This is a genomic window from Achromobacter sp. Bel, assembly GCF_012928505.1.
GTDB lineage: Bacteria > Pseudomonadota > Gammaproteobacteria > Burkholderiales > Burkholderiaceae_B > Achromobacter.
The window spans coordinates 1-18,294 of record NZ_JABBJN010000010.1 but is presented as its reverse complement, the minus strand read 5'-3'; the positions used below and the strand labels follow the sequence as shown (position 1 = coordinate 18,294).

The 18,294-nt window shown below is 61.3% G+C and carries 13 protein-coding genes, 1 tRNA gene and 1 pseudogene; 7 read left to right on the top strand and 8 right to left on the bottom strand.

Features of this window, described 5'->3' with window-relative positions; all coding sequences use genetic code 11:
- Nucleotides 1–93 precede the first annotated feature (93 nt).
- Both HG262_RS08750 and HG262_RS08745 read left to right on the top strand, forming a co-directional pair.
- On the top strand, nucleotides 94–381 hold the full coding sequence (locus HG262_RS08750; RefSeq protein WP_169270629.1) for a ClpX C4-type zinc finger protein: 288 nt from the start codon (nucleotides 94–96) through the stop codon (nucleotides 379–381).
- Nucleotides 382–1,097: 716 nt separating this feature from the next.
- Entirely contained in the window at nucleotides 1,098–3,992 is a 2,895-nt protein-coding gene (locus HG262_RS08745) for an autotransporter outer membrane beta-barrel domain-containing protein (RefSeq protein ID WP_169270628.1), read from the top strand.
- A 156-nt stretch (nucleotides 3,993–4,148) separates the two neighbouring features.
- Here HG262_RS08745 and HG262_RS08740 read toward each other — a convergent pair.
- Nucleotides 4,149–4,331, bottom strand: a pseudogene (locus HG262_RS08740) (integrase core domain-containing protein); the annotation flags it as partial.
- A 277-nt stretch (nucleotides 4,332–4,608) separates the two neighbouring features.
- The gene (locus tag HG262_RS08735) at nucleotides 4,609–5,121 is read right to left on the bottom strand and encodes a MarR family winged helix-turn-helix transcriptional regulator (protein WP_169270627.1); all 513 of its coding nucleotides are present in this window, start codon (nucleotides 5,119–5,121) and stop codon (nucleotides 4,609–4,611) included.
- 395 nt (nucleotides 5,122–5,516) lie between these two features.
- Between HG262_RS08735 and HG262_RS08730 the strand changes: the two genes are divergently transcribed.
- From HG262_RS08730 to hppD, 5 genes are all read left to right on the top strand, one after another.
- Nucleotides 5,517–7,061, top strand: a complete 1,545-nt coding sequence (locus tag HG262_RS08730) for a sulfatase-like hydrolase/transferase (protein ID WP_169270626.1) — start codon at nucleotides 5,517–5,519, stop codon at nucleotides 7,059–7,061.
- An 11-nt stretch (nucleotides 7,062–7,072) separates the two neighbouring features.
- A complete protein-coding gene (locus HG262_RS08725; RefSeq protein WP_169270625.1) occupies nucleotides 7,073–8,254 on the top strand; it encodes an alpha-hydroxy acid oxidase in 1,182 nt (393 codons plus the stop codon).
- A 68-nt stretch (nucleotides 8,255–8,322) separates the two neighbouring features.
- Complete coding sequence (locus tag HG262_RS08720) at nucleotides 8,323–9,297, top strand: tripartite tricarboxylate transporter substrate-binding protein (protein WP_169270624.1); 975 nt, start codon at nucleotides 8,323–8,325, stop codon at nucleotides 9,295–9,297.
- Between the two features lie 22 nt (nucleotides 9,298–9,319).
- Complete coding sequence (locus tag HG262_RS08715) at nucleotides 9,320–10,255, top strand: MBL fold metallo-hydrolase (protein ID WP_169270623.1); 936 nt, start codon at nucleotides 9,320–9,322, stop codon at nucleotides 10,253–10,255.
- Nucleotides 10,256–10,303: 48 nt separating this feature from the next.
- On the top strand, nucleotides 10,304–11,398 hold the full coding sequence (hppD, locus tag HG262_RS08710; RefSeq protein WP_169270622.1) for a 4-hydroxyphenylpyruvate dioxygenase: 1,095 nt from the start codon (nucleotides 10,304–10,306) through the stop codon (nucleotides 11,396–11,398).
- 480 nt (nucleotides 11,399–11,878) lie between these two features.
- On the opposite strand, the gene HG262_RS08705 is transcribed toward hppD, so the two are convergent.
- The 6 genes from HG262_RS08705 to HG262_RS08680 form a co-directional block, all read right to left on the bottom strand.
- Nucleotides 11,879–11,954, bottom strand: a tRNA-Lys gene (locus tag HG262_RS08705).
- A gap of 160 nt (nucleotides 11,955–12,114) precedes the next feature.
- Nucleotides 12,115–12,912 carry a MetQ/NlpA family ABC transporter substrate-binding protein gene (locus HG262_RS08700; RefSeq protein ID WP_105555496.1) on the bottom strand — a complete coding sequence of 266 codons (798 nt, stop codon included), beginning with the start codon at nucleotides 12,910–12,912 and terminating at the stop codon, nucleotides 12,115–12,117.
- A gap of 56 nt (nucleotides 12,913–12,968) precedes the next feature.
- Nucleotides 12,969–13,622, bottom strand: a complete 654-nt coding sequence (locus HG262_RS08695; protein WP_105555497.1) for a methionine ABC transporter permease — start codon at nucleotides 13,620–13,622, stop codon at nucleotides 12,969–12,971.
- Nucleotides 13,579–14,667, bottom strand: coding sequence for an ATP-binding cassette domain-containing protein (locus HG262_RS08690; protein WP_169270621.1), 1,089 nt, complete (start codon nucleotides 14,665–14,667; stop codon nucleotides 13,579–13,581). The genes HG262_RS08695 and HG262_RS08690 overlap by 44 nt, the downstream gene beginning before the upstream one ends.
- A gap of 227 nt (nucleotides 14,668–14,894) precedes the next feature.
- Nucleotides 14,895–17,120 (bottom strand): glycoside hydrolase family 31 protein, encoded by a 2,226-nt coding sequence (locus HG262_RS08685; RefSeq protein WP_169270620.1) that lies wholly within the window; start codon nucleotides 17,118–17,120, stop codon nucleotides 14,895–14,897.
- A gap of 269 nt (nucleotides 17,121–17,389) precedes the next feature.
- On the bottom strand, nucleotides 17,390–18,294 hold a 905-nt coding region (locus tag HG262_RS08680), incomplete at its 5' end, for an FAD-dependent oxidoreductase (RefSeq protein WP_169270619.1).

Below are 18,294 nucleotides of genomic sequence, written 5' to 3'. Positions count from 1 at the left end.
GCCGGCTTAAGAGTTGGCCCGCATGGCCGTTGTCTATGGCAAGGCGCCTTCCCGGGGCGCCCTCCTCCAACCCGCCGATGAGCCGCCCTCCGCATGAACCGCGCACTCGCCTGTATCTTTTGCCAATCGACGCTGACCCAAGGCGCGCCGCTGCTTGAAAAGAACGGCGCCGCCATCTGCAAGCCCTGCGTGGACCGGTTTTCCGAGCTGTTCGCGGAACGGGCCTGGCTCATGGCCGCGACACTGCAGGAACAGCTGGACGTGCTGCTGGAAGAAAGCCGGCGCGCGCTGGCGCAAAGCGAATCGCTGTCCGAACGCGCCCGCAGTTGCGGGTTGAGCCTGCATGAACTGTCGGGCACGACGGCGCGCACGTTGTCTTAGGTCCTGTCGTAACGCCCGACAGCCTGTGACCCAGGATCCGCCTGCCCTGTCGCGTTTTGGGGCGGAGCCATGGATATTAAAGCGTTTATATATATGCCGAGCCGTGGCTCGTCCGCATTAAGGTGCTCGCTGATGATAGTTGGAGCTCGTCAAGCTTGGAACGGACGAAGGTTTGTATTCGAAAATGAGATTGGCGGGAAACGCACTGCAAACCGCGTATCAATCAACGTTGCCGATAATTTACCTACGAGTATCTCCTTGGACTCGACGCGTGCCGCCAAGAGAGTCGTCAAGTCAGGCGAGTTTTCGGGATCCACCGCGCTGACCATTTCCCCTCCTTGACCCGCTACAGCATGGGCCAGATGCCCCCCGGCACCTCGCCATTGGCTGCGTCGTGTCTTTATTTCTGCGCGCCCGATTCCACGACGCCGAGAATATTATTGAATGTATCAATTCGCGCCATTTTTATAATATGGATGGTATCCATTAGCGTGCCAATAATAATTTGGATGGTATCCATTTCGGACGTCCATATAACAAGGATGGTATCTCTGCATTAATTCTTGGTATTGCAAAAAAACTGGTTTACATTGCGTCCTTTTTTTTCGACGGCTGATTATTCCGGCGCGTTTTTTCCTGTTGCGCGGAGATACTTTTGCATCAAATCAGCAATATTTAGCCATCGAATTATTAATCGGACGATAAAGGACCATGTTTTGAGATACGGCACGAGTAAGTGGCTAACAGCGACGCTGGCACTCGGCACGACCTACTGCGGCGGTGTCACCGCTGCCGACCTCACGGTTTCGCCGGGCGACACGCAGGTGTTCGACGGGTCGGCCCGTTACCCCGGCGGGATCGATGTCAACGGCGGCACGCTTGTGATCGGCGGTAACGGCGGCGGGGCAGGCGTTTCCATCGATGGGAACGTCAATGCGGCGTCAGGCGGCACCATTGCAGGCTTCGGCTCGGTCAACGGCGATCTCAACGTGACGGGCAACTCCCGTGTCGCACCGGGATATTCCGTCGGAACGCCAACCGGCGTCTCCAACGGCAACCTCGTCGTGAACGGCAACCTGTCGATGAACAACGCCGTGTTCGCCTTCGAGACCGGCTATGCGGGGCTGCCCATTACGCAACCCGGCACGGGCGACAACATCACCGTGGGGGGCAACGTCGCTCTCAACAACACGACGCTGAACGTCTCGGTCAATACCTTGGGCACCAACGTTGGCTACTACCGGATCCTGTCGTACGGCGGCACGTTGAGCGGCAACGGCCTGTCGTTGGGCACCGTCACCGGCGACTCCACGCCTGCGGCGACCATCCAGACGCTGACCGGCGACAAGCAGATCAACCTGATCCTGGGCCCAAGCACGACCAACCTCTGGAACGGCAACGGCGCAGCGTCCGCGACCCATTCGGGCGGCGGCAATGGCACCTGGAGCGCCGCCAGCACGAACTGGAACAGCCCAGGCAATGCCACCGGCGCCCTGCCCGATGGCGGCTACGCCATTTTTACCGGCGCGGCCGGCACCGTGACCGTGGACGGCAGCGCCGGCCCGGTGCGCGTGTCGGGCATCCAATTCGCCACCGACCGCTATCGCCTGCAAGGCGCTCCCATCACGCTCGTCGGCAGCGGCGGTAACCCGCCCGCCATTGTCGTCGGCGACGGCACCTATGCGTCCGGCCAATTCGTCGACATCATCGACAACCCCTTGCAGGGCACGCAGGGCTTCGTCAAGACCGGGCCCGGCTCGGTGATCCTGACCGCCGATAGCAGCGGCCTGACCGGCCCCATCCTGATCGCTGACGGCGCCCTGGAAATCGACGGCAAGTTGAACGGCCCCGTCGATATCGGCCGCGAAGTCGTGCTGGCGGGGGTCGGCCAGTTGGGCAGCACCACCCTCTACCCCACCGCCGTCGTATCTCCCGGCAATGACGGCTCGCCCATTGGCACGCTGACCATCAACGGCAACCTCACCTTCGGTGAAAACACGATCTATCGCGTGCACGCCGATCCCGCCAGCAGCGCAAGCGACCGCATTCACGTCACAGGCGTGGCCTACCTGGATGGCTCCGTGGCGCACGTGGGTCCTGACGGCAACTATGCGCCGCGCACGACCTACAACATCCTGACCGCCGACGGCGGCATACAGGGCAGGTTCACCGGCGCCTCAAGCGCGTACGCGTTCCTGACCCCCACGCTCAGCTACGACACGAAGAACGCCTTCATGACGCTGACGCGCAACGACGTGCCGATCGGCATCATCGGCGGCACGGACAACGAGAGCAGCGTGGGCGGCGCCCTGGATCAGGAAGAGCCGCCCGCGACGGGCAATGGATCATCCTCGACGGGCAACGGATCGTCCTCGACCGGCAATGGATCGTCTTCGACGGGTAACGGATCCTTGACGACAGGCAACGGCGCATCGACGAACGCCAACGGATCGACCTCGACCAGCGACGAATCGTCGTCCACCGGCACTCAATCGCCGGTGGTCGGAAGCGGCATCGCGGCGGGCAAGAACTCGGGCGCCGGGCAGGTGGCGGCGGCCGTCCTCACCATGACGCCGGGCGAAGCGCGCTCGGCCTTGAAGCTGCTTTCTGGCGAAGCGTACGCAAGCACTGCCAGTGTGCTGCAGAGCCAGGGCGACGTCGTGCGCACGATGCCCCTGGCGCACCTGCGCGGCAACCTCGACGCGCCGCTGCTCGCCGGACGCCCGACTGCCCAACTGGGTTCGCCGTCGTCCGACGCCCTGCCGCAAAGCGGCGCCTCTCCGGTCTGGGCGCAGGCGTTCGGCAACTGGAGCACATTCGGCGGCGACGGCAACGCATCCAGCGTCAGCCAATCCGCAGGCGGGCTCTTCGTTGGCGGCGACGGCGCGGTGGGCGGCGGCTGGCGGCTGGGCGGTGCGCTCGGCTATACCGGCAGCCACAATTCGATCGCCGATGCGTCCTCGCGTACCGATATCGACAGCTATACGGCCACGTTGTTCGGGGGTCGCAACTTCCCCGCGGGTCGCGGCCATTTCCGGTTCATGGCCGGCGCGGCCTACACCTGGCACGACATCGACACGAAACGCGACGTGGTCGCCGGAAGCCTGAACCAGCGGCTCGAGTCGTCCTATCACGCCTCGTCCACGCAAGTGTTCACCGAGCTCGGCTACAACCTGCCGGTGGGCGATGCCTACACCATCGAACCCTACGCGGGCTTGGCGTGGAACCAGGTGCGCACGCGCGACTTCCAGGAATCGGGCGGCTCGGCGGCCCTGCACGGATCGGGGAATTCCGACGATGTCACCAGCACCACGCTGGGATTGCGCGGCGCATGGCAGTTCGGTACCGACCTGGCACCGGGCCGCTTGACCGCGACGCTGGGCTGGCGCCACGCAATGGGCGATGTGAAGCCCAGGCAGGAACTGGCGTTCAGCGGCGGCGGCACATTCTCGGTGACGGGCGTGCCGATCGCGCGCGACGCCGCCGTACTGGGCCTGGGCGCCGAAATGGCCATCACCCGCAACACGACGGCAGGTATCGCCTACGACGCGCAGTTCGGTGGCGGTAACCGCCAGCAGGCCGGCCTGCTCAAGTTGGCGGTGCGCTTCTAGGTCAGGCGGGCCTAGGCCCCTCAAGCGCCACGACGAGAAAAAGCTCCCAGCAGTGACGTGCTCCCGGCAATATCCGTACAGGTCAAAACTAGAGGTAAGGTTTGGCTTTGATCCGCTCGGGTTGCTTGGACTGCGTCGATATTAGTGATCGGGCTGTCAGTGGCCTCCGACGTACTGTCGGAGGCCGTATTTCCGAGCCAGTTCTCCCGACGATAAGTCATTCAGGGCCATGCGAGGCCGAGCCTCATTGCAGTCCTGGGGCCAAACCTCGATCTCTCGTTTAGCCTCAGCCAAGGACTCGAACCAATGCAGATTCATGCATTCGTCCCTGAATGTTCCAAAATCTCACGCATGCGCTGGTGCATCGCCGTTTGCGGACCCTTGACTCTGCGATAGGGAGTACGTCTGCTCGGACACGCCGAGCGGGCATACCGGATCAGCCGCCGGCATGCCAAGCTCCCCTGCTTAAGCGCCGCGACGATCTGCTCGACCGGATACTGCTTACGTTCTTGGCCAAGCTCCCGTTCTCGCGGGGAACCTCGCCCTAAAACACCAACATCTAATTCTGTCCAGGATGTCGACAACAGATCAATGCCCAACCTGAAACACCCGCGCGCTATTCTTTTAGCGATAGGTCCCATTCATGCGCGGCGGTTCGCAGCTTTTCCATTGCAACGTAGAAAAGTCGACGCTCTTGCGCAGTTAGCACACTGAGGAAATGATTCTGCCGCGCCAGCGCTAGTGGCCGAATTTTTCCGATCAACGTTTGACCTTTTCTTGTTAAAGCCATGGTCGTGCTACGGGCATCGCCAGGCGTGTCGGTAATCTCAACCAGACCCGACTCCGAGAGAGATTTTGCCGACCGATGAACTAGTGCTTTGTTCACTTCCGTTAGCTCAACAATTCGCGCAAAAGTTTGTGCCCCCGATTGGAGCATCGCCATGATGCGCCACTCGCTGAGGCTAACCCCAGCCTTGTCCCTCATGTAACGGGACCACTGGCGCTCGAACGCACTTGACAACTGGTTGACCCGAAAGGTCAAAAAAAGGTCAACAGGCAGCGATCCAGACTGTTCAAGCAGGTCAAGGGGATCTTGCCACTGAGAAGTTTCTATAACTGAAGGGCGCATCGAGATCCAGTGCTCCGAATTCGTTAGTCTATTTGTAAACAATATGAGTCTATCCCAGTGGAGCGAAGGCCGGACTCAGGCATGAGACTAGGGCACTGTTCCTCTCATGGCTCCCGGCACGCCGTTCGCCCTCAAGACCTGGCATCCCTCTATCCGCTGCACTGCCCCCCATTCCAGCAAAACCCTGAGACGCTCGAGTGCGCGAACCATGCTGCGTCACGGGAGCCGCGGCCTATGTTTCGAAGCTCCATGCCCGACCGTTCGCCCTGGGCGGTGTAGCTGCGCTTGATCACTACAGAAACAGCACACTTTTTGTTGACTAGTAAACAACTAGTGATCATACTTCGCGAATCTGAAGACAAGTCGACCTTGAAAGTCACACGAGACACGCTCAAATGCCCCAGGACAGAAAGCGCCCCAACATCCTCCTCATCACGAGCGATCAACACCGTGGCGACGCCTACGGTTTTGAAGGCACGGGAGTTCACACGCCTCACCTTGATTTGATGGCGAGCCAAGGCACGCGCTTCTCGGCATGCATCACACCGAATGTTGTTTGCCAGCCTTCCCGCGCATCGATACTCACGGGCCTGCTGCCCCTGACGCATGGCGTTCATGACAACGGCATCGAACTCGACGAGGAATTCGCCAATCGTGGCTTCGCTGGCTCCTTAAGCCGCGCAGGGTACGCGACGACCTTTATCGGCAAAGCGCACTTCTCGACTTATCACACCAACACGCCCACCAAGCGCCCCGAGAACGTCGCCGGATCAGCGCTCTACGGCGACGACTGGAACGGTCCATACATGGGCTTCGCCAAGGCCGAAATGATGCTCATCGGTCACAACTACTGGTTGCCCGATCGCGCGCCACGTGGACGCCAGTACGAGCAGTGGTATCGCAACGACGGCCTCGCCGATTTCAAGGACCAGCTATACAAGACTCACGCCGGAGATGACGGTGGGGCTGCACAAACACATCACTCGGCGCTTCCACCGGTTTGGCACAGTTCCAGCTGGGTAGGGGACCGCACGGTGGAAATGCTGCGCGATCACAAGCGTAGGGGCGAGAAGCCTTTTTGCGCTTGGGCGTCCTTTCCAGACCCTCACCATCCTTTTGACGCACCGTTGCCTTGGAGTCTGCTGCACGCGCCAGAGAATGTTCGTCTCCCTGAACACCGCATTCGTGATTTCGAGCGTCGTCCCTGGTGGCACCGAGCGGCTGTCGAAACGCCGCCAGGTCAAAAAGGGGAGATGGGCCGCGTGCGTCGTGAGTACTCGCGCATCGAACCTCAAACAGACCAGCAACTGCGCCACATGATTGCGAACTACTACGGAATGATCTCGTTGATCGACCACAACGTAGGGCGCATCCTGACCACGCTCGACGAACTAGGCCTGAGCGAGGATACGATTGTTGTCTTCACCTCGGATCACGGTGAGTGGCTCGGCGATCATGGCCTTATTCTCAAAGGCCCCATGTTCTACGAAGGCCTTCTTCGAATCGGCATGATCGTGAAGGGCCCTGGCGTACCGGCGGGCAAAGTCATTGCCGATCCGGTCTCCACGGTAGACCTTGCAGCGACCTTCGCCGACTATGCCGGTGTCTCCAACGAGTCAGCTCGCCATAGCTCGACACTTCGGCCGCTGCTTGAGGGCGATGGGCGGCGCGACTTTGCCTACAGCGAGTGGAAGCTTGGGCCGGCCCGTTGCGGCGTCGCCTTGGATCTCCGCGCCGTGCGGACCCAAAAGGCCAAGCTCACCCTCGAGATCGAATCCGGCGAAGGCGAGCTCTATCTTCTAGATGAAGATCCGGGCGAGATGGTCAACCGTTTCAACGACCCGGCGTGCAAGGCGTTGCAGGACGACCTTGCCGCAATGATCCGAGCGCGGCCCAAGGACATCCGCGATCCTCTACCGTCGCCGATTGGCGCCGCTTAACGAATCCGCGCATGTCCATGAACTTGCAACAAGCCGCTAGCATCAGCGACCTGCGAGAGATGGCGCGCCAGCAGCTTCCGAAGATGGTCTTCGACTATATCGACGGCGCTGCGGGCGAGGAGATCACCGCCAAGCGAAACCGAGAAGCGTTTAATGACGTCCATTTGACTCCAAATGGGCTGGTCGACGTCTCGACTCGCAGCGTTGGTAGCCAGCTATTTGGGAGCAAGGTTGCATTTCCCGTGGTCATCGGGCCTACCGGTCTAAATGGTGCCTTCTGGCCCGATGGCGATCTTGCCCTCGCGCGGGCCGCTGCACTGGCCGAGATTCCGTTCGTACTCAGCACGGCGGCAACCGCCAATCTTGACACCGTGTCGCAATCCGCCGGCCCCCTGCGATGGTTTCAGCTGTACATGATGAAGGACCGTGGGCTTGTCGAAGCATTTCTGCAGCGCGTGTTTGAACATGGCTATGACGTTCTGCAATTGACGGTCGACACCAGTGTCTCTGGTCGCCGGAACCGGGACATTCGCAATGGCTTCACGCTTCCATTTCGATGGACGATGAAGAATCTCATGGATAGTGCGGTTCACCCCAGATGGTCGTTCTCGATGCTTCGCTCGGGGGTGCCCATGCTGCGACTGTTCGAGGACATTGCAGGCGCACCGCCCCAAGGGGCGACCATTAGTGACGTCATGCAGCAGCAGTTAAGCAGCTCCTTTACCTGGATTGATCTCGGGTGGCTTCGCTCACGCTGGAAGGGCAAGTTGATGATCAAGGGCATCAGCTCGCCAACACAAGCGTGTCAGGCGATTGACGCTGGCGCTGATGGTTTGGTGGTGTCCAACCATGGAGGCCGCCAACTGGACGGGACGCGCTCGACCATAGAGTGGCTACCGGAAATCGTAGCGGCGGTTGATGGCAGGACGACCGTGCTCGTCGACAGCGGATTTCGCTCGGGTATTGACATCGGAAAGGCTATCGCCCTGGGCGCAGACGGTGTCCAACTTGGACGAGCAACGCTCTATGGGCTCGCGGCCGCCGGCGAAAAGGGCGTACTGCACGCGCTTGACATACTTAAGAGCGAACTGGACAGAACCATGGCTCTGTGTGGAGCACGGTCCATTATCGAATTGCGTGGCCGACTCGAAAAGTTGAATTCACCATCGACAACCCGCAGTGCCGGCGATTAGGAGCAAGAACGGAATTCCAGAATCTCGCCTGCATTCAGCGGCGCAGCCTAACTATATTGGAGACAATCTTGAGACATTCAAAATATATCTGCGCGATGTTGCTTACAGCGCTTTCAGCAATTACCTCATCTAACGCGGTCTCCCAATCCACCCCGCCCGTCAAGCTCATCGTGGGCTTTCCCCCGGGGGGCTCAGTCGACACCATTGCACGCGCCTTCGCGGAACAGGCTCGCGCCCAACTTGGGCTCTCGATGATTGTCGAAAACCGCCCTGGAGCGAGCGGAAAGATTGCGTTCGATGCACTGCAAAACGCGCCAGCGGATGGTATGACCGTCCTGATTGCACCAACGAGCGTCATCGAACTTGGCCCAATGGTCTTGCCAGCGATGAAGTTTGACGCGATCAGGGATTTCGTCCCCGTCGGCAGTCTGGCCGAATATGGTTTCGCCGTCGCGACAGGACCCGCCTCAGAAGCTAAGGATATTGATTCCTATAAAGCCTGGGCTAAAGCCAATCCTTCGGCCAGCAGCTTTGCAACGCCAGGGCTGGGTACGCCTCAGCACTTCTTGGGTACGCAGTTACAAAAAGAACTCCAGATTGAGCTGATCCATGTCCCTTACAAAGGGGGAGCAAATTCGATAACCGATGTATTGGGCGGCCAGATCCCGTTGCTCATCACGACCGAGCAAGTGGTCGTCGCATACGAAGGTCAAGGCAGACTCAACACCCTGTTCATCACCTCCAAAAATCGCAATCCACTCATGCCTGGAGTACCCACCGCCAAAGAAGTCGGTCTTGACCAACTAGAGTCCGTGGATTGGTTCGGCGCATTCGTAAAACCTGGCACTCCCACCGGAAAGGTCAACGCATGGAAAGCCCAAGTGCGCCAGATCGTCGCCTCTTCCAGCTACATAGACGCGATGAAGAAACTTGGCTACGAAGTCCCCGAACGGCAGCCTGCCGATTTTGGCGCGTTGATGACCGCTGAACGCGATGTCTGGACGGAACGGGTAAAGCTGTCTCGCTTCAAGCTAACCCAGTAATAATCCTTTAGAGGACATCGCTATGCTTACCATTCTCCGACGCGCGATTTTTGCCACTATCGTGGCATTTCCGTCGGTCGCTGCGGTCGCCCAGACCCCCGGTCCGGACCGAATCGTACTACTCGGCACCAAAGGTGGCCCGTCCATTCGCGACGCCTCTCACTTTCCGACCTCAAACGTGCTGGTGATCAACGGTCAAGCGATTGTCGTTGACACCGGCTATGGAGTGACACAGCGATTGATTCAAGCGAAAGTGCCGCTCCGGACCCTGCGGCATGTGTTCATCACTCATCATCATTCTGACCACAATTTGGAATACGGCACTCTTCTGTATAACGCTTGGGTAGCAGGTATTAAGGGCCCCGTCGAAACGTATGGGCCTAAGGGAATAATGGAGCTTGATCGCGGGAGTTGGATGGCAAACCGGTCCGACATCGACACACGCATCGCTGATGAGGGACGCCCTGATCCACGCAAGATCTTCCACGCAAACGAGTATGGGCCGGGCGTGATTATGGAAACCAAGACGATGAGGGTTTCAGCTTGTCGAAACATTCATCCTCCGATCGACGATAGTTACGCGCTGAAATTCGAAACCGCAGGAAAGACTATAGTTTTTTCGGGCGACACCACCTATGCGCCCGCTCTCGCTGATTTTGCTGCAGGAGCCGACTACCTGATCCATGAAGTGATGGACGAAGATGGCGTCAATCGGCTTGTTGCCCGCCACGGCGCTAACGCGTCCACCCTCCTTAAGCACTTGAAGGCGAGTCACACGCTTGCGGAGGATGTCGGACGCATTGCCGCAAAAGCCAAAGTCAAGAATTTGGTCCTGACCCATTTCGTGCCTTTTGATGATCCAGAAATTACTGATGAGCACTGGATGAGCGCGGTGCGCAAGCACTACAACGGCAACATCATCATTGGTCGCGATCTTCTCGAAATTCCACTGAACTGAGTTTCGCGCGAGATAGCACCTGCCATTTTATAGAATCGTGAGATTTTTATGACTGAATCTAATGGGAACCCAATGGGCCTGATGGGTTTCGAGTTTGTCGAATTCGCCTCGCCGACCCCTGGGGTGCTGGAGCCGATCTTCGAAATGTTGGGTTTCACGCTCGTGGCCAAGCACCGATCAAAGGACGTGGTGCTCTATCGACAGAATGACATCAACTTCATCGTCAATCGTGAGCCAAACAGCCCAGCCGCCTACTTCGCAGCTGAACACGGCCCATCAGCCTGCGCTCTTGCCTTTCGGGTGAAGGATTCGCACAGGGCGTACAGGCTGGCGCTAGAGCGAGGAGCCCAGCCAATCGAGAGTGCGACCGGCCCAATGGAGCTGCGCTTGCCCGCAATCAAGGGAATCGGCGGAGCGCCGCTGTACTTGATCGACCGTTTCGAAGAGGGAACGTCGATCTATGATGTCGACTTTCAGTTCATCGAAGGTGTGGACCGCAGTCCGGCAGGCCATGGGCTAAAGCTGATCGATCATCTCACACACAACGTTTATCGCGGGCGCATGGCGTTCTGGGCCGATTTCTACGAGCGGCTGTTTAACTTTCGTGAGATCCGCTACTTCGACATCAAGGGTGAGTACACCGGCCTGACATCGAAGGCGATGACCGCACCGGACGGCATGATCCGCATCCCACTCAACGAAGAAGCGCGACAGGGCGGCGGTCAGATTGAAGAGTTCCTGCTGCAGTTCAACGGTGAGGGCATCCAACATATCGCGCTGATCTGCGATGACCTATGCGATACCGTTGACAAATTGGTGCTGGCCGGCTTGCCGCTCGCTACCGCGCCAAACAACGCTTACTACGAAATGCTTGACAGCCGATTGCCGGGCCACGGGCACAACATTTCGGGGCTGCAGACACGCGGTATTTTGCTGGATGGCACAACAGAAAGCGGTCAGCCGCGGCTCTTGTTGCAGATCTTTTCACGACCGATGCTTGGCCCTGTGTTTTTCGAATTCATCCAGCGCCAGGGCGACTACCGGGAAGGTTTTGGCGAGGGCAACTTCAGGGCGCTTTTTGAGTCGCTCGAACGCGACCAGATCCGCCGCGGCGTGCTGGAAGCAGACTATCGGAAAAGCTGAGTACTGCAGTTTCTAAAGAGGACTTCGGCTCACCATACTACCCATAAGCGCCGTAAGCCCACGACGGCCTATGCCAGGTCGATGCTCGCCGCACATCACGGTAGCGCGCGAAGTCGGCACCCCGAAGATTCGCAAGGGTGCGATGACCCAAATCTGTGCGCAACCACCGATCGACGCGGCCAGACGCTTACTTAGGAGATTTCTTGCCAGGCAGCACCTCAAGTCGATAGCGCTCCAGCGCTTCCTTGAGGGTGCTTCGCTCCGCCTGACTTGGATCGACATAGACGCCAGCATCCATGTCGGATTTGGTTCGACGGGCCCACTGCGGGGCGAGTTGGCGCGTATCAAACGTTCGATAGGCGGGCTTGAACCTCGCCGACGGATTTCGGCGCGCCAATACGCGCCCTACAGACGAAAAAAAAGCACCGCGATCACTCGCAGGTGCTTGATTCTCTTACCGCCTTCGTCAAAAAGCGGGGGTGGTGGGCTGAGCGAGACTCGAACTCGCGACCAACGGATTAAAAGTCCGCTGCTCTACCGACTGAGCTATCAGCCCGACCGAAGCCAGAAATTATGGCGGATTTTCTTGAACTTGTCAAAAAGTTTGGCTTGGACCGCGTTGACCGGCCCCTTGACGCCCGTCCAGCATCCCTTCGAGCCGCCCATGAAAAACGGCCGCACGCGGCGGCCGTTCCTGGGTGCGGATGAACCTGGAATTACCAGGCAGCCACCACGGCGCCCTTGTACTTGGTCTCGATGAACTGCTTCACGGCCGGGCTGTGATAGATGCTGACCAGCTTGGCAAAGTCGGCCCGGTCCTTGTCCTTTTCACGCACGACCAGCACGTTGGCGTACGGCGAATCCGGCGATTCCTGGGCGATGGCGTCCTTGGTCGGGTTCAGGCCGGCTTCCAGCGCGAAATTGGTGTTGATGGCCGACGCGTCGGTGTCATCCAGCGAACGCGGCAGTTGGGCGGCGTCGAGTTCGATGAAGCGCAGCTTCTTCTTGTTCTCGACCACGTCGATCGGCGTCGCCTTCAGGCCGGCTTCCGGACGCAGCTTGATCAGGCCATTGGCTTGCAGCAGCAGCAGGGCGCGGCCGCCGTTGGTCGGGTCGTTCGGCAGCGCGATGCGGGCGCCGTCCTTAAGTTCGGCCAGCGACTTGATCTTCTTGCTGTAGATGCCGATCGGGAAAATCACGGTCTTGGCGATGCTGACCAGCTTGTAGCCGCGGTCGGCGTTGGCGTTGTCCAGGTACGGCTGGTGCTGGTAGCTGTTGACGTCCAGATCGCCCGATGCCAGCGCCACGTTCGGTTGCACGTAGTCAGTGAATTCGATGATCTGGATGTTCAGGCCCTGCTTGGCGGCTTCGGCCTTCACCACATCAAAGATCTGGGCATGCGGGCCGGCGGTGACGCCAACCTTCAGCGGCTTGTCCTGAGCCAGCGCGGGCTGGGCGAAAACGGCGGCGCCCAGGGCGAACGCGGCCAGCGACTTCAATACCTTGATGCTCATGTTGCGATATCCCGAATAACGGATGTAGAGAGAAGAATGAATCGGCGCCGTGGCGTTCAGCGATGCGACAAGCGGCGCACGAAACGGTCGCCAAGGCTTTGGATGGCCTGGACCAGCACGATCAGCACGATCACGACCGCGGCCATGACGTCCGACTGGAAACGTTGATACCCGTAGCGGATGGCCAGGTCGCCCAGGCCGCCGCCGCCGATGGCGCCGGCCATTGCCGAATAGCCGATCAGGCTGACGACCGTGACGATGGTGGCGGCAATCAGGCCCGGCAAGGCCTCGGGCAACAGCACCTTCCGGATGATCTGCATCGGTGACGCGCCCATGGCGCGCGCTGCGGTGATCAGCCCCGGGTCGACTTCGCGCATGGCGTTTTCCGCGATGCGGGCCATGAACGGGATCGCGGCCACAGACAGCGGCACGATGGCGGCCGTGGTGCCGATGGAGGTCTGCGCGACCAGGCGCGTGAACGGAATGATGGCGACCATCAGAATCACGAACGGCACCGAGCGGGTGGCATTGATGACGGCGCCCAGCACGTGGTTGACCGGTTGGTTCTCCAGCATGTTGCCGCGCGCGGTCACCGTCAGCGTCACGCCCAGCGGGATGCCGATCACCACCGCGATGGCGCTGGCCACGCCCACCATCAACAGGGTGTCAAGCAGCGACGTAATAAGCAGATCGATCAGTTGCGGACTCATGAGCTATTTCTTCAACGGTGATGGCACGGGCGGTCAACGCGGCGATCGCGTCCTTGACCGCGGCGGGCGCGCCTTGGGCCAGCACGAACATCGTGCCCACGGCCACGCCCTGGATGTCTTCGACGCGGGCCTGGATCAGGCCGACGTCCAGCGAGTACTGCTTGGACAGGTCAGACAGGAACGATCCCGACGCGTCCGTGCCGGTCAACGACAGGCGCAGCAGACGCACGGCCTGGCCGGGTTTGGCCGCGGCCAGCGCGGCAATGCGTTCCTTGACGGCGGCCAGCGTGGCGTCGGTCAAGTCGGACGCGGTGGCCGCCGACACCATGCCGCGCGTGACGTCGTGGCGCGGCTGCGCGAACACTTCACGCGTGCTGCCCACTTCCACCACTTCGCCTTGCGAGAGCACGGCGACGCGGTCACAAACTTCGCGCACGACTTCCATCTGGTGCGTGATCATCACGACGGTTACGCCGGTCTTGCGGTTGATGTCCCGCAGCAACGCCAGGATGTTGTGCGTGGTTTCCGGGTCCAGCGCAGACGTGGCTTCATCGCTGAGCAGCACGTCGGGGTTGTTGGCCAGCGCGCGCGCAATGCCCACGCGCTGCTTCTGGCCACCGCTGATTTGGCTGGGGTAGCGGTCGCGCAGATGCTCCAGCCCCACCAACGCCAGCAGGCGCTCGACGCGGGCCGGGATTTCGCCCTTGGCCACGCCGGCGATCTCCAGCGGCAACGCCACGTTGCCGTAGACGGTGCGGCGCGACAGCAGGTTGAAGCCCTGGAACACCATGCCGATGCGACGGCGCTGGCCGCGCAACTGCGCTTCGTTCAAACCGGTGAGCGGCTGCCCGCCGATGGTGATCGTGCCTTCGTTGGGGCGTTCCAGCAGATTGATGCACTGGACCAGCGTGCTTTTACCGGCCCCGCTGGGGCCGATGATGCCGAAGACCTCGCCCTGCTCGATATGCAGGTTGATGCCTCGCAGCGCCTGGAATTCTCCATGCGGCGTGGCATAGGTCTTGGATAGGTTCTCGATGTGAATCATGGCAAGCGATTTTGTATCTTTTCTCTTCTAAAGAGAACGACCGTTTTTTCCATTTTTTATAACTATAAGAAATATAGGACGTCGTAGCTGCCTGAGGGCAGGCCGACGGGGCCTATCTCGAATCCTGCAATCGGGTGCCGGGCAAAAGGCGTAAAGGGCAGTCAGGAAGGAAAGCCTTCCTGACTGCCCTTTTTGTCGCGGTGGCCGGTCAGCCGGCCACCCTGCCGTCAACGAGCGCGGGAAATGCGGACTTCGGCGCCCCGGCGCTTGACCTCAAGGCCTTCGGACGGCGAAATGCGCAGCCCTTCCAGCCCCTTGATGTAGCTGGAGCCCTGCATCTGCATCACGCGGATCTTGTTGCGCATGACGACCGGGTTATGCACCGGCATGCCGAACATCCAGACTTCGTCCAGGATGCGGGCCGAGTTGAACTCGCCCGTATGCTGCGCGGCGGGTCCCAGACAGAGCATGTGCCCTTCGCGTCCGAAAACCGGGAACTGGCCCAGTTCGCAGTCGATTGTCCAGGTCGTGCCGCCTTCGTAACGGTGCCCCGTGTTCAGGTCCCACCACGCCTCGCCCTTGGGCAGGTACACGCGCACCTGCTTGCCGGGTTCGGTCACGGGCGCCACCAGCAGGGCCGGGCCCAGCAGGTATTGCAGGTCCCATTCATGGGCGTGCGGGTCGTTCGGGAACGACAGGGCCATGGACCGCTGCACCGGCAGACCGGTGCGGGCCGAATCCTCGATGGCGCCCAGCACATAAGGCACCAGACGGTAGCGCCATTGCATCCACGTCTTGGCCTGAGCCAGCGTTTCTTCGCCGAAATCCCAAGGCATCAGGCCTTCAACGCCCTGGAACGAGAAGTTCGCCGAGAACACGCCGATAGTGAGCCAGCGCAGATACAGCTCGGAGGTCATGCCCGAGCGGTCGCGCGCGGCCGAACCGATGCCGTGCACCTGAACGGGCACGCCGCTGGCGCCGATCGACAAGGCGGTGCGCAGGGTATGGCGCAGGCCATCCCACGTGTTCTCCACCTGCGGCCCCACCTGCCAGGGCAGGCGCTGCGCGGCGGGGAACAGGTCCGAACTGGGCACCACGCCTTCCGGCGGCACCTTCAGGCCGGCGACGGCGTCGAACAGCGCGCGGCGCACCAGCAGCGGATACATACTGCGCAGCGCCGGGCCGGTTTCACCGTTGCGGGCGGTCACGCCGTCGGGAATGGCGATCTGGGCGTCGCACGCGGGCGCGTCCAGGCCGTCTTCGATCAACAGGCGATGACGCTCGACCCACTGGTTGTAGATGTCGCGATAGGTCAGGTCCAGCAAGCCGTACGGCTGCCCCGACGTGGCGGCGTTGCCGTCGAACACCTGGGCCGCGCCGTCGTCCTTGGTCAGCAGCCAGCCACGGTCTTCCAGTTCTTCGAACAGCGGGCTGGACTTCAGCACGCCGGGAAAACCGGAGGCCGAAACGTGCACGTTGTGCTTATGGAAGAGCGCCAGCATCTGCTTGGCGTCCGGGAAGCGCTGGGCGTCCCATTCGAAAACGGCCTTGTCGGACTGGAAGCCCCAGGCCGCCGGCTGCGCCAGGGTCACGGCGTCGACCGGGATCTGGTTTTCGCGCATGCGGGCGACCAGGGCCACCGTCTGCGTCGGCATTTCGCCCGTGGCTTGCTGCAACCACGCGCCCATCGCCCACAGCACGGGCTGGCCGGCACGGCCGGTCAGCGCGGTGTACTGGTTCAGGATTTCCGCAGGTTCGCCGGCGAACAGGAACAAGTCCAGCACGGCGTCGTCCACGGTCAGCACGTAGGCAGAATCCGCAGGCGCGACGCCTACCGCGTGCTCGACACGGCGCATCGTGTTCACGTAGACGCCCCAGCCGCGCGGACTCCAGGCCAACGGCAAGGCGCGGTGCTCGGGGTCATCGGAAACGACCGATTCTTCGCGGCGGTTCAGGTCGCCCGGTGTTTCACCCAGGCCGAAGACACGATCGTCGGCCTGCAGGGTGAACCCCGCCGACCAGACCGCGTCATCGTCCTGGTCCAGCGCGTTGTGCCCGAATGCGGGCGTGTGCGCGGAAACCTCGGACTCGAACACCCGTTCATCGTTGCGATAGATCGCCACGCGCACGGGGTTGGATTGGAGCTCCAGGGCAACGTCGCCCTGGGTAATGCGCCAGCCATCCCCGCCTTCGCGAGGGGCAATGGCGGCTTCGCCCACGGCCTCTTGGCGCGCGAGCAGCATCTCCGCCACGGCGCGCGCACGCGCGCTGGGCTTATCTTCATTCAGGTGGTTCGCCTCGCCGCAGCGCAGGCGAAAAACACCAGGCGCATGCGCCTCGACTACCAGGTGCAACCCATCGCCCGCGTCGAAATCGAAGCGACTGGGGCGGGACGTCAGCAGCTCGATGTTATCGAGCTGGGTAGTATGGGCAAAGTCGAACTTGGGCGGCACAGAGCATCCCCCGGCTTAAGCCAAAAACCATCAAAAGACGCTATTTTGACGGATTTGAGCTTTGAAATAAACTCGGTCCCTCATTTGGAAGACGATCTCATCCAAAAAAGGGGCATAAAGCCCTCGGCCAGCGCCCATCGGTCCTGATGCCCACGAGCCGCCGAAACGCCAATTTCGAGCCCAAAGCGGCCTATTTGGCGCCAAATCCTGGCAATTACTGCAATTCTACGCCACCTGACCGCGAGGCCCGTCACCGGCCTGACTTTTTTTCACCTTGGCGAAATAAGTTGGGCCAGATCGGTTTCCAGTGGCGACGGCTCGCCAGCCAGGCGGGCGGCGATCAAATCGCCCATCAACGCCGACCAGGACAGCCCCCGCGAGGCATAGCCCACGGCCAACCAGACGCCGCGAGCATGCTGCAGTTCCCCCACTGCCGGCAAGCGCCCTGGCAACACGGCGCGCCAACCGGCCCAGCCCGGCAGGCTGCCCGGCACCAGCGCCTCGAAGTCAGGAAAGTGACCGCTTAGTAGCCCCGCCGCCTTGGCCAGGGTGACGCGCTGCCCGTCGGCGCTGACGCGCGCCTCGGTCGCATCGTGGACATAGGTACTGCCCACCACGCAGCCCTCTCCCACGTCGGGCAGCAGATAGCCTTCGCCGCCGACAATGCAACGAGGGCCGCCCGACAGCGCCGCCGCCGGCACCAGCGTTACCTCGCCGGTCAGCGCGTGCATCTGCGCCACCCGCGGCAGGGGATCCAGCAGGCCGCTGCCGGCCAGCACGTCGCGCGCGCCGGCGGCGTTGGCCAGAATGACCACCTGCGCCTGCACCCACTCGGCGCCCTGCTCGTCCAGCACGCGCCAACCTTGCCCGGCAGGCTCGACGCGCGCGGCCTTACCCGGCAGCAGCGTCACACCGGCGGTCTCCAGTAGCGCATCAATCAGGCGGTTGGGCTGCACCAGCATGCCCTGGGAGAAGAACACGCCGCCCCGCGCCAACGGCAGGCCGGCCAGGGCGCTGGCCTCGTCGCGATCCACCTGGCGCACCCAATCAGGCGGGAACGCCAGGGTTTCCAGAGTGCCCGCCAGCGCGGCGGACTTGCCCGCATCGCGCTCGACCTGGACCGTGCCGCATACCCGCGGCGCAGCGTCGCCCGCCAGGCAGATCGGAAGAGCGT

What these genes read in the sequence shown, in the direction of transcription:
- hppD (WP_169270622.1), top strand. Translation starts at nt 10,304, where the DNA reads ATGACTGAATCTAATGGGAACCCAATGGGCCTGATGGGTTTCGAGTTT.
- HG262_RS08735 (WP_169270627.1), bottom strand. Translation starts at nt 5,121, where the DNA reads ATGCGCCCTTCAGTTATAGAAACTTCTCAGTGGCAAGATCCCCTTGAC.
- HG262_RS08725 (WP_169270625.1), top strand. Translation starts at nt 7,073, where the DNA reads ATGTCCATGAACTTGCAACAAGCCGCTAGCATCAGCGACCTGCGAGAG.
- HG262_RS08715 (WP_169270623.1), top strand. Translation starts at nt 9,320, where the DNA reads ATGCTTACCATTCTCCGACGCGCGATTTTTGCCACTATCGTGGCATTT.
- HG262_RS08690 (WP_169270621.1), bottom strand. Translation starts at nt 14,667, where the DNA reads ATGATTCACATCGAGAACCTATCCAAGACCTATGCCACGCCGCATGGA.
- HG262_RS08700 (WP_105555496.1), bottom strand. Translation starts at nt 12,912, where the DNA reads ATGAGCATCAAGGTATTGAAGTCGCTGGCCGCGTTCGCCCTGGGCGCC.
- HG262_RS08730 (WP_169270626.1), top strand. Translation starts at nt 5,517, where the DNA reads ATGCCCCAGGACAGAAAGCGCCCCAACATCCTCCTCATCACGAGCGAT.
- HG262_RS08750 (WP_169270629.1), top strand. Translation starts at nt 94, where the DNA reads ATGAACCGCGCACTCGCCTGTATCTTTTGCCAATCGACGCTGACCCAA.
- HG262_RS08695 (WP_105555497.1), bottom strand. Translation starts at nt 13,622, where the DNA reads ATGAGTCCGCAACTGATCGATCTGCTTATTACGTCGCTGCTTGACACC.